This window comes from Pseudomonas sp. AM14(2022) (genome assembly GCF_036346455.1).
In the GTDB taxonomy this organism is placed as follows: Bacteria; Pseudomonadota; Gammaproteobacteria; order Pseudomonadales; family Pseudomonadaceae; genus Aquipseudomonas; species Aquipseudomonas putida_A.
The window spans coordinates 165,031-188,778 of record NZ_JAOTNY010000007.1 but is presented as its reverse complement, the minus strand read 5'-3'; the positions used below and the strand labels follow the sequence as shown (position 1 = coordinate 188,778).

Below are 23,748 nucleotides of genomic sequence, written 5' to 3'. Positions count from 1 at the left end.
CGAAATTCAATACAAAGCAGCGGCCCACTTTTCAAGAAGGTGTAGTTGCGATGAAACGTGTAGGTCTGATCGGTTGGCGCGGCATGGTCGGTTCCGTGCTCATGCAGCGGATGCTGGAAGAGCAGGATTTCGATCTTATCGAGCCGGTGTTTTTCACCACTTCCAATGTCGGTGGCCAAGGCCCGTCCGTGGGCAAGGATATTGCTCCGCTCAAGGACGCTTACAGCATTGAAGAGCTGAAAACCCTCGACGTGATTCTGACCTGCCAGGGCGGCGACTACACCAGCGAAGTGTTCCCGAAGCTGCGCGAAGCCGGCTGGCAGGGTTACTGGATCGACGCGGCTTCCAGCCTGCGGATGAACGATGACGCCGTCATCATTCTCGACCCGGTCAACCGCAAGGTCATCGACCAGCAGCTGGATGCGGGCACCAAGAACTACATCGGCGGCAACTGCACCGTCAGCCTGATGCTGATGGGGCTGGGTGGTCTGTTCGAGGCCGGTCTGGTCGAGTGGATGAGCGCCATGACTTATCAGGCGGCCTCCGGTGCGGGCGCGCAGAACATGCGTGAACTGATCAAGCAGATGGGCGCGACCCACGCTGCGGTGGCCGATCAACTGGCCGATCCGGCCAGCGCGATCCTCGACATCGACCGTCGCGTGGCCGAAGCCATGCGCAGCGACGCGTACCCGACCGAAAACTTCGGCGTACCGCTGGCCGGCAGCCTGATCCCGTGGATCGACAAGGAACTGCCGAACGGCCAGAGCCGCGAAGAGTGGAAGGCCCAGGCCGAGACCAACAAGATCCTCGGCCGCTTCAAGAGCCCGATCCCGGTCGACGGCATCTGCGTACGCATCGGCGCCATGCGTTGCCACAGCCAGGCGCTGACCATCAAGCTGAACAAAGACGTGCCGATCGCTGATATCGAAGGGCTGATCAGCCAGCACAACCCTTGGGTCAAACTGGTGCCGAACAACCGCGACATCAGCATGCAGGAGCTGAGCCCGACCAAGGTCACCGGCACCCTGAACGTACCGGTGGGTCGTCTGCGCAAGCTGAACATGGGCTCGCAATTCGTCGGTGCCTTCACCGTCGGCGACCAACTGCTGTGGGGCGCGGCCGAACCGCTGCGTCGCATGCTGCGGATCCTGCTTGAGCGTTGATCGCTTGAAGTCGTAAAAGAACCCGCGCCTTGTGAGAGGTGCGGGTTTTTTTATGCCTGAGGGTTCCCGGTGTCAGGTCTAGCGCCTTCGCGAGCAAGCCCGCTCCCACCCTTGAAATGCGTTCCCCCTGTGGGAGCGAGCCTGCTCGCGAAGGGTTCGGTGCAGACACTGTGCATTCCGACAGAAATTGCCTGCATCTCACTCACCCGGTAAAGTGCCGCTCCCCCCGTTTCGCCAGAGGTAGAACCATGACCCAGACCCTTGATATTGCCGTCGTCGGCGCCACCGGTACTGTCGGCGAAACCCTCGTACAGATTCTCGAAGAGCGCGACTTCCCGGTCGGCAACCTGCACTTGCTGGCCAGCAGCGAATCCGCCGGCAGTTCGGTGCTGTTTCGCAACAAGAACGTGCGCGTGCGTGAAGTCGACGAGTTCGATTTCAGCAAGGTCAAACTGGTATTCTTCGCCGCTGGCGCTGCCGTTTCCCTGAGTTACGCGGCGCGTGCCCACGCGGCCGGTTGCTCGCTGATCGACCTGTCCGGCGCGTTGCCGGCCGAGCAGGCGCCGCAAGTGGTGCCGGAAGCCAACGCTGAGGTGATCGCCGGTCTGAGAGCGCCGTTCCAGGTCAGCAGCCCAAGCCCTTCGGCGGCGACGCTGGCCGTGGTGCTGGCGCCGCTGCTCGATTTGCTCGAACTGCAATACGTCAACGTCACCGCCAATCTGGCCGTGTCCGCCCAAGGTCGCGAAGCTGTGACCGAGCTGGCGCGGCAGACCGCTGAGTTGCTGAACATGCGTCCGCTGGAGCCGACTTTCTTTGATCGGCAGATGGCCTTCAACCTGTTGGCCCAGGTCGGCACGCCCGACGCTCAAGGCCACACGCTGCTGGAAAAACGTCTGGTGCGCGAGTTGCGTCAGGTGCTGAAGCAACCTTTATTAAAGATTTCCGCCACTTGCGTTCAAGCCCCGGTGTTTTTTGGCGATAGCTATAGCGTGACCTTGCAGTCAGCGAGCGCGGTCGACCTGGCAAAGGTCAACGCTGCGCTTGAGGATGCGCCCGGCATCGAGCTGGTTGAGGCCGGCGATTATCCGACTGCGGTGGGTGACGCGGTGGGGCAGGACGTTGTCTATGTCGGTCGGGTGCGCAGCGGTGTCGACGACCCGGCGGAACTTAATCTGTGGCTGACGTCAGATAACGTACGCAAAGGCGCGGCCCTGAATGCTGTGCAGGTCGCTGAATTGTTGATAAAAGACCTGCTGTAAAAGATACTTGGCAACAATTTGTCGACTGATTCTAGGTGAGCGCTATGCTTGCCCGGAGCACTTGATAACGTGTCACCCTCCGGGACTTTCCGGGGCATCAAAGAAATGATCGCGCGCGGCAGTCTGTCGTCGTCGCGCGCAATGCCTTACGGCAGCGGCAATCAACATCTTCTCGCTGGCCGAGGAACGTTCAAACAAAGGATGAGGCTATGGTTCAAGTTCGCAAACTGGTGTTAGCAATAGCGGCCGCCTCGGCGCTGTCCTCCGGTATGGCGCATGCCCTCGGGCTCGGGGAGCTGACCCTGAAGTCGACCCTGAACCAGCCGCTGGTGGCCGAGATCGAGCTGCTCGACGTCAAGGATCTCACTGCTGCCGAAGTGGTGCCGAGCCTGGCTTCACCCGAAGATTTCGCCAAGGCCGGCGTCGATCGCCAGGCCTTCCTCAACGACCTGACGTTCACCCCGGTGCTCAACGCCAGCGGCAAAAGCGTGCTGCGCGTGACTTCGAGCAAGCCGCTGTCGGAACCGATGGTGAAATTCCTCGTGCAGGTGATGTGGCCGAATGGCCGTCTGCTGCGCGATTACAGTGTGCTGCTGGATCCGTCGAAATTCTCGCCACAGACCGCTGACGCCGCTGCGCAACCGGCACCGTCGCAGACCATCACCGCACCGACCACCGGCGCCACGCACCCGTCGCAATACACCACCACGCCGCGCGACACCCTGTGGGAAATTGCCGCGAAGGCGCGCACCGGCGGTTCGGTGCAGCAGACCATGCTGGCGATTCAGGCGCTCAACCCGGATGCGTTCATCGACGGCAACATCAACCGGCTGAAAACCGGTCAGGTGCTGCGCCTGCCGGACTCGGTGGAAAGCACCGCGCTGCCGCAATCGAAAGCGATTGCCGAAGTCGCCGCGCAGAACGAAGCCTGGCGTCAGGGTCGTCGCTATGTGGCCAAGCCTGGCACTGGCCAGCAGCAGCTCGATGCCACCAAGCGTGGTCGCAGCAATGTCGGCGCCGGCCAGAATGCCAAGGACAACCTGAGCCTGGTCTCCGCCGAAAACGCCAAGGGCCGCGGCAAAGGCCCGGCCGGCGATGCCAAGGCCTTGAGCAACAAGCTGGCGGTGACTCAGGAAAGCCTCGACACGACCCGTCGTGACAACGAGGAACTGAAAAGCCGCATGGCCGATCTGCAAAGTCAGCTGGACAAGCTGCAACGCCTGATCGAGCTGAAGAACAATCAACTGGCGAAGATGCAGGCCGAAGGCCCGGGCGCTGCGCCAGCCGCCACTGCTGCCGTACCGGCGATCACCGCCGAACTGGCTGCAACCCCTCCAGCCACCCCGGCAGAAGCGGCGCCAACACCTGAATCGGCGATTGCGCCACCGGTCGACACGCCTGCCGAGACGCCAGTGGTTGCGCCAAAACCGGTAGTCGATGAAGACAAAACCTTCAATGAACTGCTGACCAATCCGATCCTGCTGGGTCTGATCGGTGGCGGTGCGGTGGTGTTGCTGCTTCTGCTGTTGCTGCTGGCCCGTCGCCGCAAAGCCCAGCAGGAAGCCGAGAAACACCTGCGCATGGCCCGCGCTCTGGCGGAAGAGCAAGAGTTCTCCGCCGAGCAGGATCTGCCGGAAAGCAGCTTCGAAGGCCTGGAGACACCTGCTGCCAGCGTCAAGCTCAACACCCCGGCACCTGCGCCAGCGCCTGCTGCGGTAGTGGCTCCGGTGGTGATGGCTGAGCCGATTGCCGCGCCATTGGTCGCACCGTCCGCCGAGCGTTCCGATGACGTGCTGGACAAGGCTCAGTCGCACATCAATGCCGGTCGCCTGAATCAGGCCGCAGCGTTGCTGGAAGAGGGCGTCAGCCTCGAGCCGCAACGCAGTGATCTGCGTCTGAAGCTGATGGAAGTCTACGGTCAGCAGGGTGATCGCGATGCGTTCGTGGGTCAGGAGCGTCAGTTGGTGGCCAACGGTGATAACTTCGCCAAGGTCGAAGAGCTGAAAAAACGCTTCCCGGCCATGGCGGTCGTCGCTGTCGCGGGTCTGGCTGCAGCGGCAGCCGCCGCCGAACTCGATGCGCAATACGTCAAGGAGCTGCTGCTCGACGAGCCAGAGGCGCCTGCGCCTGCGGCGGACGACCTGGATAGCGCGTTCGACCTGAGCCTGGACGATCTCGACAACATCACTCCTGTTGAGCCTGCACCTGTTGTTGAGCCTGAAGCTCCGGTGGAGCTGGACGAGTTCCCGGCCGACGACGATCTGAGCTTTGAATCGGTGCTGCAACAGCAGACCGAGATCAAAGAGAACCTCGACGACCTGTCGGACTTCGACCTCGATCTGGATCTGGGTGCCGAGCCTGCGCCAGCCCCGGCGGCGGATCTGGCGGATGATGACTTCCTGCTGGATCTGGACGAAGGCGTGAAAGATCTGTCGCCGGCCGAGCCTGTGGTCGCCAACGAAGTGCCACAGGACGATCTGGAACTGCCGGCGGATTTCGATCTGTCGCTGGCTGATGAAATGGACAGCAACCCGGCGGCCGAGCCTGACGCATTCGCAGCGGAACTGAATGACGTCAACGCCGAGCTGGATCGCCTGTCGCAGAGCATCGCCGAGCCGACCTTCACCGAAGCCGATGCGGCCATGGGCGATGATCTGGGCGAGGACGATTTCGACTTCCTCGCCGGCACCGACGAAGCCGCGACCAAACTCGATCTGGCCCAGGCCTACATCGATATGGGCGACAGCGACGGCGCACGCGACATCCTCAACGAAGTGTTGACCGAGGGTGACGAAAAGCAGCGTGGCGAAGCCAAGGAAATGCTTTCGCACCTGGCATGAGCCAGCGGTAAATAAAAAACGGCAGCCCATCGAGGCTGCCGTTTTTGTCTGGGCTGGATTCTGCAGCGCCTGGAATGGCGCTTTCGCGAGCAAGCCCGCTCCCACATTTGAAATGTGCTCTACCTGTGGGAGCGGGCTTGCTCGCGAAGAGGCCGGATCGGTCAACACAGAACTGACTGGCATCCCCGACTCACAGCCTTATAATGCCCGCCTTTGTACATCAGCAGGCTGTCCCTCCTTGGCAAACATAGATAACCCGGTCGCCGAAATGGCACCCGACGGCTTTTACCGCGTCGCGCTTGGCGTCGAATACAAAGGCTCGCGCTACAGCGGCTGGCAGCGTCAGTTGACCGGCGTGGCCACGGTGCAGGAAGAGCTTGAAAAAGCCTTGTCGAAAGTCGCCAACTCGCCGGTTTCACTGCAGTGCGCCGGACGTACCGACGCGGGCGTGCATGCTTGCGGACAAGTGGTGCATTTCGACACGCAGGTCGATCGCTCGCTGAAAGCCTGGGTGATGGGCGCCAACATCAATCTGCCCCACGACATCAGTGTCAGTTGGGCGCGGGTGATGCCGGCGCATTTTCATGCGCGGTTCAAAGCCATCGCCCGGCGTTATCGCTATGTGATCTACAACGATCAGATTCGTCCGGCGCATCTCAACGAAGAGATCACCTGGAACCACCGCCCACTCGACGTTGAGCGCATGGCTGAAGCGGCGCAATACCTGATCGGCACTCACGATTTCAGTGCGTTCCGTGCTGGTCAGTGCCAGGCCAAGTCGCCGATCAAGAAGATGCATCATCTGCGCGTGACTCGCCACGGCAAGATGATCGTGCTCGATATCCGCGCCAACGCCTTTTTGCACCACATGGTGCGCAACATTGCTGGTGTGTTGATGACCATCGGTGCTGGCGAACGCCCGGTCGAGTGGATGAAGGAAGTGCTGGAAAGCCGCGAGCGCCGTTCCGGTGGCGTGACAGCGCATCCGTACGGGTTGTATCTGGTGCAGGTCGAGTATCACGATGAATTTCCGTTGCCCGAGCGTTTTATCGGGCCACATTTCCTTACGGGTTTCTCGGAACTTGACGGCTGACGCCCTCGAGCGCTTTTGTTACCATCCGGGACTTTCCCGAATTTGACGCGGAGTTTTTCTCGATATGTCAGCCGTTCGCAGCAAGATCTGCGGGATTACCCGCATAGAAGATGCGTTGGCAGCGGTCGAGGCCGGGGCGGATGCGATCGGGTTCGTGTTCTACGCCAAGAGCCCGCGTGCAGTGAATGTGCAGCAGGCAAGGGCGATCATCCAGGCTTTGCCGCCGTTCGTGACGACGGTGGGCCTGTTCGTCAACGCCAGCCGCTGCGAGCTGGGGGAAATCCTCGATGCCGTGCCGCTGGATCTGTTGCAGTTCCATGGCGACGAGACCGCTGAAGAGTGCGAAGGTTGGCATCGTCCGTACATCAAGGCATTGCGGGTCAAGGCCGGCGATGACATCGCGGCTGCCGTCGATGCCTATCCGAGTGCCAGTGGCGTGCTGCTCGACACTTACGTCGAAGGCGTGCCGGGCGGAACCGGCGAGGCGTTCGACTGGTCATTGATTCCGCAAGCGTTGAGCAAGCCACTGATCCTGGCCGGTGGTCTCACCCCGGAAAACGTCGCCGACGCCGTGGCGCGAGTCAAACCGTACGCGGTCGATGTCAGCGGTGGGGTAGAGGCGAGCAAGGGCATCAAGGATCATGCGAAGATCCGCGCGTTCATCAATGCCGTACGTAGAAGCTCGCAGGGAGCGTCTACTTCGATGTGACGGCTGGCGAACTGCCGCCGTCCATCAATGCACTTGCACAAAGCAGGCGAGGCTGAGGGTTTCTGGAGTTGCACGCAGGTCATGTTTCGCGCTGACCGCGGCGTTCCATCAATCATCGCCACACACATGAATTTAGCTGAAGGGCATACGCGGGGCTGCGAACCAGAGCGTTCGGGCCGCCGGTACTGGAGAAAGAAAGCATGAGCAACTGGTTGGTAGACAAACTGATCCCTTCGATCATGCGTTCGGAGGTCAAGAAGAGCTCGGTGCCTGAAGGTCTGTGGCACAAATGCCCGTCCTGCGAGGCTGTGCTGTATCGCCCTGAGCTGGAAAAGACCCTGGACGTTTGCCCCAAGTGCAACCACCACATGCGCATCGGCGCACGGGCGCGTATCGACATCTTCCTGGATGCCGAAGGCCGCAACGAGCTGGGTGCAGATCTGGAGCCGGTTGACCGTCTGAAATTCCGCGACGGCAAGAAGTACAAGGACCGTCTGGTCGCTGCACAGAAGCAGACCGGCGAAAAAGACGCGCTGATCTCCGTCAGCGGCACCCTGCTGGGTATGCCGGTGGTGGTGTCGGCATTCGAATTCAGCTTCATGGGCGGTTCCATGGGCGCCATCGTCGGTGAGCGCTTCGTGCGCGCCGCCAACTACGCCCTGGAAAACCGTTGCCCGATGATCTGCTTCGCCGCCTCCGGTGGTGCGCGCATGCAGGAAGCGCTGATCTCGCTGATGCAGATGGCCAAGACGTCGGCGGTACTGGCGCGTTTGCGTGAAGAAGGCATTCCGTTCATCTCGGTGCTGACCGATCCGGTCTACGGCGGCGTTTCCGCCAGTCTGGCGATGCTCGGCGACGTGATCGTCGGTGAGCCAAAGGCGCTGATCGGCTTCGCCGGTCCGCGCGTGATCGAGCAGACCGTGCGTGAAAAACTGCCGGAAGGCTTCCAGCGCAGCGAGTTCCTGCTGGAGCATGGCGCGATCGATCTGATCATCGATCGTCGTGAACTGCGTCCGCGCCTGGGCAATCTGCTGGCGCAACTGACCGGCCAGCCGACTCCGACCTACGTCGCCGCGCCTGTCGAGCCAATCGTCGTTCCACCGGTGCCTGCCAACGTATGACCGAGCGTACCCTTGGCGAGTGGCTCGCCTACCTTGAGCAGTTGCATCCATCGGCCATCGACATGGGGCTGGAGCGTTCGCAACAGGTAGCGTCCCGCATGGGACTGGGCCAGCCGGCGCCTCGGGTGATTACGGTCACCGGCACCAACGGCAAGGGTTCGACCTGCGCTTTCGTGGCTTCATTGCTGCGGGCGCAGGGCCTGAGCGTGGGTGTCTACAATTCTCCGCACCTGCTGCGTTACAACGAGCGGGTGCAGCTCAATGGCGTCGAAGCCACTGACGCTCAGCTGTGCGAAGCCTTCGCTGCAGTCGAGGCCGGGCGTGGCGACACTTCCCTGACTTACTTCGAAATGGGCACCCTGGCGGCGTTCTGGCTGTTTCAACAGGCAAAACTTGACGCTGTGGTGCTGGAAGTCGGGCTGGGCGGGCGTCTGGACACGGTCAATGTGGTGGACGCCGATATCGCGCTGGTCACCAGCATTGGCGTCGATCATGCCGAGTACCTGGGCAATACCCGCGAATCCGTGGCCTTCGAGAAGGCCGGGATTTTCCGTCAGGGCAAACCAGCCTTGTGCGGCGACCTGAATCCTCCGCAACCGCTGCTCGACAAGGTCCGTGAACTCGCGTGCCCGTTCTCTCTGCGCGGGCGCGACTTCGATCTGGGGATCACCGATCACGACTGGCAATGGCGCGGCACTGACGCCCAAGGTCAGGTGGTCGAATTGCATGATTTGCCGCTGCTCGATCTGCCGATGGAAAACGCCGCGCTGGCCCTGCAGGCGTATCTGCTGCTCGGTTTGCCGTGGAATCCGTCGCAAATTGTTGCTGCCTTGCAGGCCACTCGCGTGGTCGGCCGGCTGGATCGCCGCTCGTTCGAATTCCATGGCAAGCGCCTGAGCCTGTTGCTGGACGTGGGGCATAACCCGCACGCGGCGGAATATCTGGCGCGGCGCCTGGCCACTCGGCCGCCGGTGGGCAAGCGTCTGGCGGTGTTCGGCTTGCTGGCCGACAAGGATCTGGATGGTGTTGTCGGCGAATTGAATGCTGGTGTCCAGCATTGGGCGGTCGCGCCGCTGGATTCGCCGCGTGCGCGTCCGGTCAGTGAATTACACGCGGCGTTGCAGAACCTTGGCGCGTCTGTCACGTCCTATGACGGTGTCGCAGCGGCGCTGGAAGGGCAGTGCGCAGTGGCCACCAGCGACGACGAGATTTTGTTGTTCGGATCATTTTATTGTGTCGCCGAGGCCCTTGAATGGTTGGCCCGGCGCTCCACGGAGGAAGCGGCAAATGGCTTTGCTGGATAAAGCGTACAAGCAGCGCATGGTTGGCGCCCTGGTGCTGGTGGCACTGGCGGTGATTTTCCTGCCGATGCTGTTTTCCCGCCAGGACGAGCAACGTCAAGTGACGGTCGAGGCGCCTGCCGCGCCGCAAGCCCCTTCGATGCCGCAGGTGCAAATGGAATCGGTGGCCGTGCCTGAGCCGCAGGCTTTGCCGCAAGAACCGGTGCCAGCGGATGAAGAAGTCGCAGAAGACACTGCGCCTGCTGCTCCAGTCGCGGCGGCCTCGGCCCCAACCCCGGCCCCAGCGGCGCCCATAGCAATCGCCAAGCCGACTGCGCCGCCTGCGGTGGCCAAGCCGATTCCGGCGCCTGCTCAGCCAATTGCTGCTGCATCGAAACCTGACACCACGCAAAGTCGCGTCGATGCCAACGGTCTGTCGGTCAGCTGGTCGGTGCAACTGGCCAGCCTGTCGAGTCGCGCCAGCGCCGAAAGCCTGCAGAAAACTCTGCGCAGTCAGGGCTACAACGCTTATATCCGTTCCGCCGACGGCAAGAACCGGGTGTTCGTGGGTCCGCTGATCGAGCGTGCCGAGGCCGATCGTCTGCGTGATCTGTTGAGTCGCCAGCAGAACCTCAAGGGGTTTGTCGTGCGCTTCCAGCCCGAGCGCGGCTAGGATCTATCGATTCGATTGAAATGCACTGAAAATCGCAGCTTACCGACAGCGGTGCGCTCTGCTAAAATGCGCCGCCTTATCCGTCTGTAGGCTGCACTGTGCCATTTACCCTGGTTGATTGGGCGATCGTTGCAATCATCGCCATCTCCGCTTTGATCAGTTTGAGCCGCGGCTTCGTCAAGGAAGCATTATCGCTGGTGACCTGGATCATCGCAGGAGCGGTTGCCTGGATGTTCGGTGGCTCACTGTCCGAGTACCTCGCCGGATACATCGAAACCCCATCGGCTCGCGTGATCGCGGGCTGTGCCATCATGTTTGTCGCCACACTGATCGTGGGCGCAATGATCAATTATCTTATCGGCGAGTTGGTGCGCGTGACCGGATTGTCCGGCACCGATCGATTCCTGGGCATGGCCTTCGGCGCGGCGCGTGGCGTGTTGCTGGTGGTCGTGGCAGTCGGGCTGTTGAGCCTGGGGCCGGTACAGCAGGACGGGTGGTGGAAAGAATCACAGCTCGTGCCAAAGTTTCTATTGGTCGCCGACTGGTCCAAAAACCTGATTCTCGGGTGGAGCAGTCAGTGGCTTGCCAGCGGAATCAGCGTACCCGCTGATATTCCGTTCAAGGAGCAACTCTTGCCGTCGGCCAAAACGCCTCAGTGAGTGTTGTTCAGTTCAGATCCATTAAGTAGGGGTTGCGTCGCATGTGTGGCATCGTCGGTATCGTCGGTAAGTCGAACGTCAATCAGGCGCTGTATGACGCGCTAACCGTGCTCCAGCACCGCGGCCAGGACGCTGCCGGTATCGTGACCAGCCATGATGGCCGGTTGTTCTTGCGCAAGGACAATGGTCTGGTGCGTGACGTGTTTCAGCAGCGTCACATGCAGCGCCTGGTCGGCCACATGGGTATCGGTCACGTCCGTTACCCGACTGCCGGCAGCTCGACCTCGGCCGAAGCGCAGCCGTTTTACGTCAACTCGCCTTACGGCATCACCCTGGCGCACAACGGCAACCTGACCAACGTTGAACAGTTGGCCAAGGAGATCTACGAATCCGACCTGCGTCACGTCAACACCAGTTCCGACTCGGAAGTGCTGCTCAACGTGTTCGCTCATGAGCTGGCCCAGCGCGGCAAGCTGCAACCGACCGAAGAAGACGTGTTTGCCGCCGTGACCGACGTGCACAACCGTTGCGTCGGCGGTTACGCGGTGGTGGCGATGATCACCGGTTACGGCATCGTCGGTTTCCGTGACCCGCACGGCATTCGTCCGATCGTGTTCGGTCAGCGTCACACCGACGAAGGCGTCGAGTACATGATCGCTTCCGAAAGCGTTTCGCTGGACGTGCTCGGTTTCACCCTGATCCGCGATCTGGCCCCGGGCGAAGCGGTCTATATCACTGAAGACGGCAAGCTGCACACCCGTCAGTGCGCGACCAACCCGTCCCTGACCCCGTGCATCTTCGAACACGTTTACCTGGCGCGTCCGGATTCGATCATCGACGGCGTGTCGGTGTACAAGGCGCGTCTGCGCATGGGCGAGAAACTCGCCGAGAAGATCCTGCGCGAGCGTCCAGAGCATGACATCGACGTGGTCATCCCGATTCCGGACACCAGCCGCACCGCCGCGCTGGAGCTGGCGAACCACCTGGGTGTGAAATTCCGCGAAGGCTTCGTCAAGAACCGCTACATCGGCCGGACCTTCATCATGCCGGGCCAGGCGGCCCGCAAGAAGTCGGTTCGTCAGAAGCTCAACGCCATCGAGCTGGAATTCCGTGGCAAGAACGTGATGCTGGTCGACGACTCGATCGTACGCGGCACAACCTGCAAGCAGATCATCCAGATGGCCCGCGAAGCCGGCGCGAAAAACGTCTACTTCTGCTCGGCGGCCCCGGCCGTACGTTTCCCGAACGTTTACGGCATCGACATGCCGAGCGCTCACGAACTGATCGCACACAATCGTTCGACTCAGGATGTGGCGGATCTGATCGGTGCAGACTGGCTGATCTATCAGGATCTGCCTGACTTGATCGAAGCAGTCGGTGGCGGCAAGATCAAGATCGAAAACTTCGATTGCGCGGTGTTCGACGGCAAGTACGTCACCGGCGACGTCGACGAGGCTTACCTGGACAAGATCGAGCAGGCACGCAACGATGCCTCCAAGGTCAAGACCCAGGCGGTCAGTGCGATCATCGATCTGTACAACAACTGAGTTTCTACCGGCCCTGAGGGGCCGGTTTTGTATCTGGCAAAAGACTTTTATTTATTCAGAACAGGGCAAGGAGTGACAGCATGAGTCAGGAATGGGATGCCGGTCGGCTGGACAGCGACCTCGAAGGCGTAGCGTTCGATACCCTGGCCGTACGTGCCGGTCAGCACCGTACGCCGGAAGGCGAACACGGTGATCCGATGTTCTTCACTTCCAGCTACGTGTTCCGCACCGCTGCCGACGCGGCGGCGCGGTTTGCCGGGGAAGTGCCGGGCAACGTTTACTCGCGCTACACCAACCCGACCGTGCGCGCGTTCGAAGAGCGCATTGCCGCGCTGGAAGGCGCCGAGCAAGCGGTCGCCACCGCCACGGGCATGGCCGCGATCATGGCGGTGGTGATGAGCCTGTGCAGTGCCGGCGATCACGTGCTGGTGTCGCGCAGTGTGTTCGGCTCGACCATCAGCCTGTTTGATAAGTACTTCAAGCGTTTCGGTGTGCAAGTCGACTACGTGCCGCTTGCCGATCTGTCGGGTTGGGATGCGGCGATCAAGCCGAACACCAAGCTGCTGTTCGTCGAGTCGCCGTCCAATCCGTTGGCCGAGCTGGTGGATATCACCGCGCTGGCGGAAATCGCTCACGCCAAAGGCGCGATGCTGGTGGTCGACAACTGCTTCTGCACGCCTGCCTTGCAGCAACCGCTGAAACTCGGTGCGGACATCGTCGTGCACTCGGCGACCAAGTTCATCGACGGCCAGGGCCGCTGCATGGGCGGTGTGGTGGCCGGTCGCAGCGAGCAGATGAAAGAAGTTGTCGGTTTCCTGCGCACCGCCGGGCCGACACTGAGCCCGTTCAACGCGTGGATCTTCCTCAAGGGCCTGGAAACCCTGAATCTGCGGATGAAGGCGCACTGCGCCAACGCCCAGCAACTGGCCGAATGGCTGGAGCAGCAGGACGGTATCGAGAAAGTCCATTACGCCGGTCTCAAGAGTCATCCGCAGCACGAACTGGCCCAGCGTCAACAGAAGGGCTTCGGTGCGGTGGTGAGTTTCGAGGTCAAGGGCGGCAAAGAGGGCGCGTGGCGCTTTATCGATGCCACCCGGTTGATCTCGATCACCGCCAACCTTGGTGACAGCAAAACCACCATCACTCATCCGAGCACCACCTCCCATGGCCGTCTGGCGCCACAGGAGCGTGAAGCAGCAGGGATTCGTGACAGCCTGATCCGCATCGCGGTCGGTCTGGAAGACGTGGCGGACCTGCAGGCTGATCTGTCGCGCGGTCTGGCGGCGTTGTGATCGAGTTGTCTACTCCGAAGGCGGGCACCCATGGTCGCGTGGCGCTGGTTACCGGTGCTGCGCGCGGCATCGGTTTGGGTATCGCGGCCTGGTTGATCAGCGAAGGCTGGCAGGTGGTGCTGACCGATCTCGATCGTGTGCGCGGATCGAAAGTGGCGAAGGTGCTGGGCGAGAATGCCTGGTTCATCGCCATGGACGTGGCGGATGAAAGTCAGGTCGCGCTCGGCGTTGCCGAGGTGCTCGGCCAATTTGGTCGTCTCGATGCGCTGGTGTGCAACGCGGCAGTCGCTGACCCGCACAACATCACCCTGGAAAGTCTTGATCTGGCGTACTGGAATCGAGTGCTGGCGGTAAACCTCAGTGGGCCGATGCTGCTGGCCAAGCACTGTGCGCCGTATCTGCGCGCGCACAACGGCTCGATCGTCAATCTGGCCTCGACCCGTGCGGCGCAGTCAGAGCCGGATACCGAGGCTTATGCAGCGAGCAAGGGCGGATTGTTGGCGTTGACCCATGCGCTGGCGATCAGCCTTGGGCCGGAGATTCGCGTGAATGCGGTCAGCCCGGGCTGGATCGATGCGCGGGATCCTTCTGCGCGTCGAGCCGAGCCTTTGGCCGATGCCGATCATGCTCAGCATCCGGCGGGCAGGGTAGGGACGGTCGAAGACGTCGCGGCGATGGTGGCGTGGTTGCTGTCACGCAATGCCGGGTTTGTCACTGGGCAGGAATTCGTCGTGGATGGCGGCATGACCAAGAAGATGATTTACACGGACTAAGAAGCGAAGCCGCAAACCTGTGGGAGTGAGCCTGCTCGCGATAGCGGTTTCAGGGTTGTTGCTTTCTTCAGGGAATGAAGCAATTTCGTCTTTTTCAGAAAAACTTCAATCCTGCTATTGACTTAGGTTCGCTACCTGCGTAAATTTCGCGGCCTCGGAGATGCAAACGGGTGATTAGCTCAGCTGGGAGAGCGTCTGCCTTACAAGCAGAATGTCGGCGGTTCGATCCCGTCATCACCCACCACTCCCCGAGAAACTTGCGAAAGCAAGAGGTAGGCTGAAAGTGCCTCCACCGACGCGCAGCGGTAGTTCAGTCGGTTAGAATACCGGCCTGTCACGCCGGGGGTCGCGGGTTCGAGTCCCGTCCGCTGCGCCATATTTTACGAGTCAGACATTGTCTGGTTCGCGATTGCAAAGCACCGAAGCTTTCAGTCAAAACGAGTTACTTGAGCGCAAGCTCAAAGCGATACGCAGCGGTAGTTCAGTCGGTTAGAATACCGGCCTGTCACGCCGGGGGTCGCGGGTTCGAGTCCCGTCCGCTGCGCCATATCTGTTTCAAGGACCACTGAACGCCTTGAAACACCGAAAGCAGCCGTTGGTTGTTTCGGAATCGATAGCAAAGACCCTGGTCGAAAGACCGGGGTTTTTTGTGTCTGAAACTTGGCTTTTCCCTCCTTTGACTCGTGCCTCCACCCTGGAATCCAACACAAATCCCCCTGTGGGAGCGGGCTTGCTCGCGAAAGCGGTATGTCAGTTGAAAAAGGGCTGCCTGACACCACGCCTTCGCGAGCAAGCCCGCTCCCACAGGGGGTTGTCTGTGTGCCCTGCGATCTGCTGCGGTGCCACGTCGCATTGATTTTTTGATTCTTTAGTCAAATTTTTGTAACTGGTTGTTTGCCGGACGCTCAGAAACCTTTAAAGTTAACCTTTCGGTCAGCTTTGCACTGTCAACACGCCCTCTGTTTCGCCAAGAAGGGCTTCTGCAAGACTCGAGATTCCCAGTAGATAACCAGAAGGGCGGACACATAACCGCCCAGAGGATGATCCATGTCCAACCGTGATATATCCCGGCGCTCGTTCCTCCAGGGCGGGCTGGTGGCGGGTGTGAGCGTCACGCTCACGCCGCTCAGCAGTCAGGCGCTGGCTGCCTTGATGGAAAACAGTGTCACCGTGCCGTCCGAGAAGTGGCTCGGCAACAACGGCAAGGCACGCCAACGTAACGACGCCCTGTCCAAGGTCTGCGGCAGCAAAGTATTTGCCCGCGACATTCGTTCCAAGGACATGCCGGGCTGGCCTGAGCAGCAAGGCCACGCCATGTTGCTGAAAACCATCAAGGCCGACCGAATCTACGAAGGCTACGACCTGTCGTGGCTCGGTGCCGACTTGCAACCTGACCGCATCGTCACTGCTGCCGATCTGGACAAGGACGGCATCGTGTTCCCTGAAGAACACGCGCCGGACCCATTGCTGCCGGAAGGCAAGGTGCCGATGTTCATCGGCCACCCGGTGGCGATCCTGATCTGGAACGATTTCGAGCGTTTTCGTCAGGCCAAGAACAAACTCAAATTCAATGACAAGGCAATTCGTTACGGTGCACAAGTGCCGTACTACGAGGGCGACCCTTATGGCAGCTTCCGCTACGTGCGCGTGGGCGGTCCGACCTCGGCCGACGAAGACGAATTCGCCAGCCTGAAAGACTCGATTCTGTTCCCGATGCTGAAAAACCGGCGTCCGGTGTGGAATTCCCAGCCGAACCTGCACGGCAACCTGACCGAGCGCGGCCTGTTCTACGCCGACCGTATGAAGCAGCAGATCGACACGCCGCCGGACAACTGGCTGGTCTTCGACGAACGCTACAAAACCCCGTCGATCGAACCGGCCGCCATGGAGCCGGACAACGGCAACGGCTGGTACGACCCGAAAACCAAGACCCTGCACTTCGTGGTCGCCACTCAGTGCCCGCTGGAAGCGGCGACCGAGACCGCGAAAATGATCGCGCCATCGCGCTTCGGCCTGGCCAACCTGAACATGCACCCGGGTTACACCGTGGGCTACGGTTCCAAAGACCACAACATCTTCGTCTACTACGCGGCCCTCGCTGCGCTGTACGGCGCCGGTGTGCCGGTGCGTCTGGCGAATGATCGCTACGAGCAGTTCCAGAGCGGCATCAAGCGCCACCCGTTCGACATCCGCTATCAGCTGGCGGTGGACAAGAATGACTACAGCTTCAAGATTTTCCGTGCCGAGATGAGCGTCGACGGTGGCGGTCGCATCAACTACAGCCCGTCGGTGGCGGCAGTCGGTGCCACGGCAGCGCAGTCGATCTACTACATGCCGCAGAACGACCTGCAGGTCACCGCTTATCACTCGCGTGGTGTTGAAGCGGGTTCGATGCGCGGTTACGGCACCCTGCAAAGCATGGCCTCGACCGAAATGATGGTCGACGAAATCGCCAACCGCCTCGGTGTCGACGCGATTGATCTGCGTCGCAAGAACGCCTTGCGTTCGGGCATGAAAAACACCCAGGGCGCGATTCCGGCCGGTGCCCTGCGCCTGCACGAGATTCTCGACAAGGCCTCGGTGCACGAAGTCTGGAAAAACCGCGACGCGATCAAGAAACAGCGCGAAGCTGCCGACCCGGACAACTGGTACGGCGTCGGTTTTGCCATTTGCCAGAAAGACTTCGGCACTGGCTCCGAAGCGCCGATGGCCAGCATCGAATTCACTGCTGAAGGTCGCATCACCCTGCGCCACATCGGTATTGAAATCGGCACTGGCATGTCCACTTCGCAGGCGCTGGTGGTGGCCGATTTCCTTGGCAGCCCGGCGCACGACGTGAAGACCGGCGAAACCGAATGGCAGGAAATGCAGCTGATCACCAGCGGCAACCCTTACATCATGAGCCAGGCCGAGCAGGACAACCTGCTGCGCAATCCACGCTGGGTTGGCAAGCTGGCCTCGGCGTCGTCCGCGACCAACTCGGCCTACTACTTCAGTCACGCCACCCGTGAAGCGGCGCGCGTGCTGTTCAACAACGGTTTGTGGCCGGCGGCCATGGAAATCTGGCGTCAGGGCCCTTACGGCGGTCAAGCCAACCCTTACGTGGTGCGTCGTGAAGATGCGCATTGGGTCGATGGCAAGCTCACTGCCAATGGCATGCAGCCATTGAGCTTCGAAGAGCTGGCCAAACGCGCTCACGAACGTGGTCTGGTCACCGGCGCCACCGTGCACGCGTTCAACCGCTGGAGCTGGGCCGAGGCCGAATACAGCATCGACGGCGTGCGCGAGCGTCTGCCGCTCGACGGTCTCGCAGTGAAGTACGGTGATGGCGCGCCGAAGGCGAAGAAAGCGTTGATGAGCACGGCGGGTTTCCACCTGCTGGATCGCCAGAACATCAACTATCCGGTGGTCCAGTTGAACAACGCGGCGGTGACTTACTACAGCCCGGTCGCAACTCTGGTCGAGCTGAAGGTCAACAAAGGCTCGGCGGAAGTCGAGGTGCTCAACCACCATTCTTGGGTCGAGTGCGGTCGGGTGCTGGTCGAAGAACTGGTCAAAGGCCAGCTCGAAGGCGGGATTGCCATGGGCATCGGTCACGCGCTGATGGAAGAGATGCCGCTGTACGAAGGCGGACCGGGGGAGGGTGACTGGAACTTCAACCGTTATCGCCTGCCGATGGCCCGTCACGTTGCGGTGTGGAAGCAGACCGCGGAGATTCTGCCGCCGCTGTCGCCAAGCGATCCGTCCAAAGGCATCGCCGAAGTGGTGATGATCCCGGTGGTTGGTGCCATCGGTAACGCCGTGGCGCACGCCATCGGTAAACGTGTTCGCGATCTGCCAATCACTGCTGCGCGCATCAAGGAGACCCTCAATGGCTAACCGTCCGCTTCAACTGACCCTCAATGGTCAATCCGTCGGCCCGGTGGACATCCCTGATGACCTGCCGATGATCGACTATCTGCACGAATACAAGAACCTCACCGGTTCGCGCCTGGGCTGCGGCCAGGGTATCTGCCACGCCTGCGTGGTGATCGTCGACAACCCGGACGGCACCAGTGAAGAAGTGCGCACCTGCATCACCGGCGCGCATTACTTCGAAGGCAAGAAAGTCCGCACCATCGAAAGTCACGCCAAGCGTGATGAGAGTGGCCAGGTCACTGAGCTGAACCCGATCCAGCAGCGTTTCGTCGACGAATTCGCCTTCCAGTGCAGCTACTGCGCGCCGGGGTTCGTCAACGCCGCGACGGTGCTGGTGGAGAAGCTGCAGCGCCAGCCGATCGTCAAAAGCCAACTGGAAAAAGTCATCGAGGACAGCCTCGGCCACCACATCTGCCGTTGCACCGGGTACGTGCGTTACTACAACGCCACGCGCAACGTGCTGACCGATCTCGGCCTGGTCAAGGAGGGTTGAGCATGAAGCATCTATTGACCCGCCTGACCCTGGCGGTCGGGCTGGCTGCGCCGGTGTTGTTTGCTCACGCTGATGATCAGGTCAAGCGCGGCGGATATCTTGCTCGCGCTGCCGATTGCATGGCGTGCCACACCGCGCCGGGCGGCGCGCCATTTGCCGGCGGGCTGTCGATCGTTTCGCCGTTCGGCACTATCTACGGCACCAACATCACCCCGAGCAAAGAGCACGGCATCGGCCTGTACAGCGATGACGAATTCTTCGCTGCACTGACCGAAGGCAAGCGTCGCGACGGGGCGAATCTGTATCCGGCGATGCCGTACACCTCGTATCACCTGATGCCGCGGGAAGACTCGGATGCGATTCACGCGTATCTGAAAACCATCGAGCCGATAGAGCGCGCCGCGCCGGTCACCAGTCTGAGCTTTCCGTTCAACGTGCGTCCGGGCCTGATCGGCTGGAACATGCTGTACGGCAAGGCCTTGAAGCTCGAGTCGGGCGAAGGCAAAAGCGAAGCCTGGAAGCGCGGCCAGTACATGGTCGAGGTGCTCGGTCACTGCGGCGAATGCCACACGCCACGCGGCCTGCCGGGTGCGATGCAATTGGAAAAGCGCCTGACCGGCGGCATCCTCAACGGGTATCTGGCACCGAGCCTGCTCGCCACCGATCTCGCGGCGCGCGGCTGGAATCAGCAGGACCTGAGCGCGTTCCTCAAGCACGGCATGAGCGCCCAAGGCACGATGTTCAACGAGATGTTCCCGGTGTTCCACAACAGCACTCAGGGCCTGAACGATCAGGATCTGGCGGCGATGGCGACGTTCCTGCTTGGCGACAAGCCGCCAGCGGCAAAAGAGCTGACTGAAGTGTCGCTGGACAAGCTCAGCACGAGCGCCCAGCGCGGCCGTCAGGAATATTTGAACGTCTGCGCCGGTTGTCATGCCGCCGGTGGTGAAGGCAAACCGCACATCGCCGTGGCCATGCGTGGCAATACCACGCTGCGCCTGGAAGATCCGCGCAACCTGGTGCGGGTGATCGAGGACGGTATCGGTGAACAGAAATTCGCCGGGTTCGAACACATGCAACCGATGCCGGGTTTCGCCGACAAGCTCAAGCCTGAGCAACTGACTGATCTGCTGAACTACCTGCGTCAAGGCTGGGGCGGTCAATCGGCTGAACTGGCGGTGAGCGACGTGCAGAAACTGCAGGCTGACGCTCCGGCCGTCGAGCACAAGGCGCACTGACATGCAGCATCTCGATCTACAGGTTGTGCGGCGGGCACTGGAGTGGTCGGTGGCGGGGCAGCGCATCTGGCTCTGCACGGTGCTGACCACCTACGGCTCGGCGCCGCGTGCGCCGGGTTCGCTGCTGGCGGTGAACGATAGCGGCCAGTGGATCGGGTCGCTGTCCGGTGGCTGTGTTGAGGAAGACTTTCTCGAGCGCGTGGCTGAGGGCGCGTTTCTCGATGCGGTCAACGTGGTGCGTTACGGCGAAGGTGATGATCCGCGCTCGCGGGTCAGCCTGCCCTGTGGCGGCATTCTCGACGTACTGGTAGAGAAATTTGACGCCGACTGCGAGGTGCAGACGCATCTGCGTGAACTCGAATCGGCATTGCTCGGCCAGCGCCGTTTGATTCGCGAGGTCGATCTGGCCAGCGGTGCGCGCAGTCTGTTCACTGATCGCGAGCAGGGTGCGCGCATCGAGCGCGAGATCGATCGGGTGCGGATTCGCGTGGGTGCTGCTCAGCGTCTGTTGCTGGCGGGATACTCTAGCGTGGCGCAGGCCTGTGCCGAGTTCGCGGTGGGTCTGGGTTTCGAAGTGATTCTCTGCGATCCGCGCGATGAAGTGCTCGAAGGCGTGGTGCTGAATGGTGTGGAGATTCGTCGGCAACTGCCGTCAGTGTTCATCGCCGATGGTGGTTGTCATCGCGATACCGCGGTGGTGGCGCTGACCCATGATCCGCGCATCGACGATCTGGCGATGATGGAAGCGGTGCGCACCGAGGCGTTTTACATCGGCGTCATGGGTTCGCAGCAGACTTCGCAGAAACGCTTCGAGCGCCTGTGCAGGATTGGTGGGCTGGGGGAGGTCGAGTTGGCGCGGATTCATGCGCCGATCGGGCTTAACCTCGGCAGCAAGACACCGGCGGAGATCGCTTTGGCGGTGCTGGCGGATATCTTGCGGATTCGTAGCGGGATTGCCCGGGATCAGCTCTGATCTGGATTTTGCAAATTTGTGGCGAGGGAGCTTGCTCCCGCTGGACTGCGCAGCAGGCCTTCTTTCGAAATAAAAGAGGGGCCGCTGCGCGACCCGGCGGGAGCAAGCTCCCTCGCCACAGTTGTTTGTCAGTCAAGAAAGCTGATCAGAAACCCAGCTTGTCACGCAACCCGTAATACCACGCACCCAATGCCGCAAACGGCGTGCGCAGCAACTGCCCGCCGGGGAACGGATAGTGCGGCAGATCGGCAAACGCATCAAAACGTTCAGCCTGGCCGCGCAACGCTTCGGCCAGTACCTTGCCGGCCAGATGCGTGTACGTCACGCCGTGGCCGCTGCAGCCTTGCGAGTAATAAATGTTGTCGCCCAAGCGTCCCACCTGCGGCAGGCGCGACAGGGTCAGCAAGAAATTGCCGGTCCAGGCGTAGTCGATCTTCACGTCTTTCAGTTGCGGGAACGCCTTGAGCATTTTTGGGCGGATGATAGCTTCGATGTTCGCCGGATCTCGCGCACCATAAACCACGCCGCCGCCGAAGATCAGGCGCTTGTCGCCGGTCAGGCGGTAGTAGTCGAGCAGGTAGTTGCAGTCTTCAACGCAGTAATCCTGCGGCAACAGAGTTTTCGCCAGCTCATCGCCCAGCGGTTCGGTGGTGATTACCTGGGTGCCGCACGGCATCGATTTGGCCGCCAGTTCCGGCACCAGATTACCGAGGTAGGCGTTGCCGGCAACGATGATGAACTTGGCCCTGACCTTGCCTTGCGGCGTGTGCACCACCGGGTTGGCACCACGCTCGATGCGCACGGCTGGCGATTGCTCATAGATGGTGCCGCCGAGGGACTCGACCGCAGCAGCTTCACCGAGCGCCAGGTTCAGCGGATGAATGTGGCCGCCGCTCATGTCGAGCATGCCGCCGACGTATTGATCGCACGCCACCACTTCGCGAATGCGGCGCTGGTCGAGCAGTTCCAGTTGGGTATGGCCAAAGCGCTCCCACAGGCGCTTCTGCGATTCCAGGTGTCCCATCTGCTTGGCGGAGAGCGCGGCGAACACGCCGCCGTCCTTCAGGTCGCACTGGATGTTGTACTTGGCCACGCGCTCACGGATGATCCGGCCGCCTTCGAAGGCCATCTGCCCGAGCAGTTGCGCCTGCTTTGGGCCAACCGTGCGCTCTATGACGTCGATGTCACGGCTATAGCTGTTGACGATCTGCCCGCCATTACGCCCCGACGCACCGAAGCCGACCTTGGCAGCTTCCAGGACTGTCACGCGAAAACCGTTCTCCAGTAGAAACAAGGCCGAGGACAGCCCGGTGTACCCGGCGCCGATCACACAGACATCCGTCTCCACATCATCCTGCAAGGCCGGACGTGGCGGTACGGCATTGGCCGACGCAGCGTAATAAGACTCTGGGTAAGGGGTGTTCGCCATCCTGCAGCCTCTGTTTAATATATTTTACGAGTGCTTCGATCCTACCCGAGTTGAAAAACCTCCGCCAGCCACCGGAAAAATCTTCTTCACCGGCCCGAAATTAAATATTTTGCATATTCATAGGGTTAGGTGAAAAAAAGGTGTTGACACCCCTCCGGAATTCCGTAGAATGCCGCCTCACAGCAGGCACGTAGCTCAGTTGGTTAGAGCACCACCTTGACATGGTGGGGGTCGTTGGTTCGAGTCCAATCGCGCCTACCAAACAAAATCCGCTCTGCTGGGCGGTCTAGAAGGGCTCACCGAAAGGTGGGCCCTTTTTTGTTGTCTGCGATTTGCAAAACTTTTGCAAAGCTTTTTCAAAACCCCCACCTCAGCGCACCTTTCAACACTGCATCTCTTCCGTTACCAAGCGCTTAGCGTGTTTCGAAATAACACGACCTGCTGATATGGCGTTCTGTTCTTTTTTTGGATCCGTCGAAAAAGTGTGGATATTGAAGGGGTTACCGGTATTTTTAACCGACCGGTTATCAAAAAAATGTTGTTGCTGATCGTGAACTTCAGTAACATCTGCCCCGCGTTCACCACCACGGTTTATGCATTTTTAAATCCCAAGCTTCCATCAGCTGCTTGGGATTTTTTTTGCCTGCGATTTGGCGAATTCCGTTTCTGTCTCTCTGTTCCTGCGCGAAGCTTTCCAGCCCCATTGCTGTGTGCGGGCGCAACCGGCTTTTTTCGACTACTACTGACTGGCGTTTTCCAGGGCTTTCTCAAAGGAGTTCGTCGATGCTGGTTCACTGGTTTCTCGCCGCGATTCATCTCTTGGCTTTTGCACTGGGCTTCTGGGCTGTGTTGACCCGTGGCACGGCGTTCAGTCGTCTGGCCGCTGGCGTCGGTGAGGCCAAGCGGGTTTTGCTCGCTGATAATCTGTGGGGGATTGCCGCGCTGGTGTTGCTGGTCACCGGAGGCATGCGCGCCTTCGGTGGCTTTGAAAAGGGCACTGACTACTATCTGCACCAGCCGCTGTTTCATTTGAAGATGACGCTGTTCGTACTGATTCTGCTGACAGAGCTGGCGCCGATGATCACGCTGGTCAAATGGCGGATCGCATTGGCGCGGGGCAAGGCGCTCGATACCGGACGTGCAAAGCTGTTCGCGCGAATCAGCCATGTCGAGGCGCTGCTGTTGGTACTGATGATGATTGCAGCTACCGGCATGGCGCGCGGCGTGACGTTCGGCTAGCAGGGAGCAATTCCCTGTGTCCTCTCGGAAATGTCTGACAGCCAGGCTT

18 protein-coding genes and 4 tRNA genes are annotated in these 23,748 nt (G+C 60.8%); 21 read left to right on the top strand and 1 reads right to left on the bottom strand.

Annotation, left to right across the window (positions count from 1 at the left end; genetic code table 11):
- Positions 1-50 precede the first annotated feature (50 nt).
- From asd to V3W27_RS16030, 19 genes are all read left to right on the top strand, one after another.
- On the top strand, positions 51-1,163 hold the full coding sequence (gene asd, locus V3W27_RS16120) for an aspartate-semialdehyde dehydrogenase (RefSeq protein ID WP_003226428.1): 1,113 nt from the start codon (positions 51-53) through the stop codon (positions 1,161-1,163).
- Between the two features lie 248 nt (positions 1,164-1,411).
- Positions 1,412-2,422: an aspartate-semialdehyde dehydrogenase gene (locus V3W27_RS16115; protein WP_330207048.1), complete on the top strand. Its 1,011-nt coding sequence runs from the start codon at positions 1,412-1,414 to the stop codon at positions 2,420-2,422.
- Between the two features lie 209 nt (positions 2,423-2,631).
- A complete protein-coding gene (locus V3W27_RS16110; protein WP_330207047.1) occupies positions 2,632-5,262 on the top strand; it encodes a FimV/HubP family polar landmark protein in 2,631 nt (876 codons plus the stop codon).
- Between the two features lie 268 nt (positions 5,263-5,530).
- Positions 5,531-6,355, top strand: coding sequence for a tRNA pseudouridine(38-40) synthase TruA (truA, locus tag V3W27_RS16105; protein ID WP_047600206.1), 825 nt, complete (start codon positions 5,531-5,533; stop codon positions 6,353-6,355).
- 64 nt (positions 6,356-6,419) lie between these two features.
- Positions 6,420-7,064 carry a phosphoribosylanthranilate isomerase gene (locus V3W27_RS16100; RefSeq protein ID WP_330207046.1) on the top strand — a complete coding sequence of 215 codons (645 nt, stop codon included), beginning with the start codon at positions 6,420-6,422 and terminating at the stop codon, positions 7,062-7,064.
- Positions 7,065-7,264: 200 nt separating this feature from the next.
- On the top strand, positions 7,265-8,185 hold the full coding sequence (accD, locus tag V3W27_RS16095) for an acetyl-CoA carboxylase, carboxyltransferase subunit beta (RefSeq protein ID WP_027611535.1): 921 nt from the start codon (positions 7,265-7,267) through the stop codon (positions 8,183-8,185).
- Positions 8,182-9,489 carry a bifunctional tetrahydrofolate synthase/dihydrofolate synthase gene (gene folC / locus V3W27_RS16090; RefSeq protein WP_330207045.1) on the top strand — a complete coding sequence of 436 codons (1,308 nt, stop codon included), beginning with the start codon at positions 8,182-8,184 and terminating at the stop codon, positions 9,487-9,489. The genes accD and folC overlap by 4 nt, the downstream gene beginning before the upstream one ends.
- Positions 9,473-10,138: an SPOR domain-containing protein gene (locus V3W27_RS16085; RefSeq protein WP_330207044.1), complete on the top strand. Its 666-nt coding sequence runs from the start codon at positions 9,473-9,475 to the stop codon at positions 10,136-10,138. The genes folC and V3W27_RS16085 overlap by 17 nt, the downstream gene beginning before the upstream one ends.
- A 98-nt stretch (positions 10,139-10,236) precedes the next feature.
- Positions 10,237-10,797: a CvpA family protein gene (locus V3W27_RS16080; protein WP_007961197.1), complete on the top strand. Its 561-nt coding sequence runs from the start codon at positions 10,237-10,239 to the stop codon at positions 10,795-10,797.
- 41 nt (positions 10,798-10,838) lie between these two features.
- A complete protein-coding gene (gene purF, locus V3W27_RS16075) occupies positions 10,839-12,344 on the top strand; it encodes an amidophosphoribosyltransferase (protein WP_003226416.1) in 1,506 nt (501 codons plus the stop codon).
- Positions 12,345-12,424: 80 nt separating this feature from the next.
- Positions 12,425-13,636, top strand: a complete 1,212-nt coding sequence (locus V3W27_RS16070; RefSeq protein WP_330207043.1) for an O-succinylhomoserine sulfhydrylase — start codon at positions 12,425-12,427, stop codon at positions 13,634-13,636.
- Positions 13,633-14,409 (top strand): SDR family oxidoreductase, encoded by a 777-nt coding sequence (locus V3W27_RS16065; protein WP_115989372.1) that lies wholly within the window; start codon positions 13,633-13,635, stop codon positions 14,407-14,409. Before V3W27_RS16070 ends, V3W27_RS16065 begins: the two co-directional genes overlap by 4 nt.
- 168 nt (positions 14,410-14,577) lie before the next feature.
- Positions 14,578-14,653 (top strand) — tRNA-Val (locus tag V3W27_RS16060).
- A gap of 55 nt (positions 14,654-14,708) precedes the next feature.
- Positions 14,709-14,785, top strand: a tRNA-Asp gene (locus tag V3W27_RS16055).
- Between the two features lie 94 nt (positions 14,786-14,879).
- A tRNA-Asp gene (locus V3W27_RS16050) sits at positions 14,880-14,956 on the top strand.
- A gap of 500 nt (positions 14,957-15,456) precedes the next feature.
- On the top strand, positions 15,457-18,288 hold the full coding sequence (locus V3W27_RS16045) for a xanthine dehydrogenase family protein molybdopterin-binding subunit (RefSeq protein WP_330207042.1): 2,832 nt from the start codon (positions 15,457-15,459) through the stop codon (positions 18,286-18,288).
- Complete coding sequence (locus V3W27_RS16040; RefSeq protein ID WP_003226408.1) at positions 18,281-18,820, top strand: (2Fe-2S)-binding protein; 540 nt, start codon at positions 18,281-18,283, stop codon at positions 18,818-18,820. The genes V3W27_RS16045 and V3W27_RS16040 overlap by 8 nt, the downstream gene beginning before the upstream one ends.
- A 2-nt stretch (positions 18,821-18,822) precedes the next feature.
- Complete coding sequence (locus tag V3W27_RS16035; RefSeq protein WP_330207041.1) at positions 18,823-20,058, top strand: c-type cytochrome; 1,236 nt, start codon at positions 18,823-18,825, stop codon at positions 20,056-20,058.
- A gap of 1 nt (position 20,059) precedes the next feature.
- Positions 20,060-21,031 (top strand): XdhC family protein, encoded by a 972-nt coding sequence (locus tag V3W27_RS16030; RefSeq protein ID WP_330207040.1) that lies wholly within the window; start codon positions 20,060-20,062, stop codon positions 21,029-21,031.
- 145 nt (positions 21,032-21,176) lie between these two features.
- Here V3W27_RS16030 and V3W27_RS16025 read toward each other — a convergent pair whose 3' ends face one another.
- Positions 21,177-22,460, bottom strand: coding sequence for an NAD(P)/FAD-dependent oxidoreductase (locus V3W27_RS16025; protein ID WP_098964641.1), 1,284 nt, complete (start codon positions 22,458-22,460; stop codon positions 21,177-21,179).
- A 184-nt stretch (positions 22,461-22,644) separates the two neighbouring features.
- On the opposite strand from V3W27_RS16025, the gene V3W27_RS16020 reads away from it, so the two are divergent.
- Positions 22,645-22,721 (top strand) — tRNA-Val (locus V3W27_RS16020).
- 522 nt (positions 22,722-23,243) lie between these two features.
- On the top strand, positions 23,244-23,699 hold the full coding sequence (locus V3W27_RS16015) for a DUF2214 family protein (protein WP_115989376.1): 456 nt from the start codon (positions 23,244-23,246) through the stop codon (positions 23,697-23,699).
- Positions 23,700-23,748: the final 49 nt, after the last annotated feature.

Bases quoted from the DNA above. Each gene is read 5' to 3' on its own strand.
- V3W27_RS16085 (WP_330207044.1), top strand. From the start codon at position 9,473: ATGGCTTTGCTGGATAAAGCGTACAAGCAGCGCATGGTTGGCGCCCTG.
- asd (WP_003226428.1), top strand. From the start codon at position 51: ATGAAACGTGTAGGTCTGATCGGTTGGCGCGGCATGGTCGGTTCCGTG.
- V3W27_RS16070 (WP_330207043.1), top strand. From the start codon at position 12,425: ATGAGTCAGGAATGGGATGCCGGTCGGCTGGACAGCGACCTCGAAGGC.
- folC (WP_330207045.1), top strand. From the start codon at position 8,182: ATGACCGAGCGTACCCTTGGCGAGTGGCTCGCCTACCTTGAGCAGTTG.
- V3W27_RS16040 (WP_003226408.1), top strand. From the start codon at position 18,281: ATGGCTAACCGTCCGCTTCAACTGACCCTCAATGGTCAATCCGTCGGC.
- accD (WP_027611535.1), top strand. From the start codon at position 7,265: ATGAGCAACTGGTTGGTAGACAAACTGATCCCTTCGATCATGCGTTCG.
- purF (WP_003226416.1), top strand. From the start codon at position 10,839: ATGTGTGGCATCGTCGGTATCGTCGGTAAGTCGAACGTCAATCAGGCG.
- V3W27_RS16115 (WP_330207048.1), top strand. From the start codon at position 1,412: ATGACCCAGACCCTTGATATTGCCGTCGTCGGCGCCACCGGTACTGTC.
- V3W27_RS16045 (WP_330207042.1), top strand. From the start codon at position 15,457: ATGTCCAACCGTGATATATCCCGGCGCTCGTTCCTCCAGGGCGGGCTG.
- V3W27_RS16100 (WP_330207046.1), top strand. From the start codon at position 6,420: ATGTCAGCCGTTCGCAGCAAGATCTGCGGGATTACCCGCATAGAAGAT.
- truA (WP_047600206.1), top strand. From the start codon at position 5,531: ATGGCACCCGACGGCTTTTACCGCGTCGCGCTTGGCGTCGAATACAAA.
- V3W27_RS16025 (WP_098964641.1), bottom strand. From the start codon at position 22,460: ATGGCGAACACCCCTTACCCAGAGTCTTATTACGCTGCGTCGGCCAAT.
- V3W27_RS16110 (WP_330207047.1), top strand. From the start codon at position 2,632: ATGGTTCAAGTTCGCAAACTGGTGTTAGCAATAGCGGCCGCCTCGGCG.
- V3W27_RS16015 (WP_115989376.1), top strand. From the start codon at position 23,244: ATGCTGGTTCACTGGTTTCTCGCCGCGATTCATCTCTTGGCTTTTGCA.
- V3W27_RS16035 (WP_330207041.1), top strand. From the start codon at position 18,823: ATGAAGCATCTATTGACCCGCCTGACCCTGGCGGTCGGGCTGGCTGCG.
- V3W27_RS16030 (WP_330207040.1), top strand. From the start codon at position 20,060: ATGCAGCATCTCGATCTACAGGTTGTGCGGCGGGCACTGGAGTGGTCG.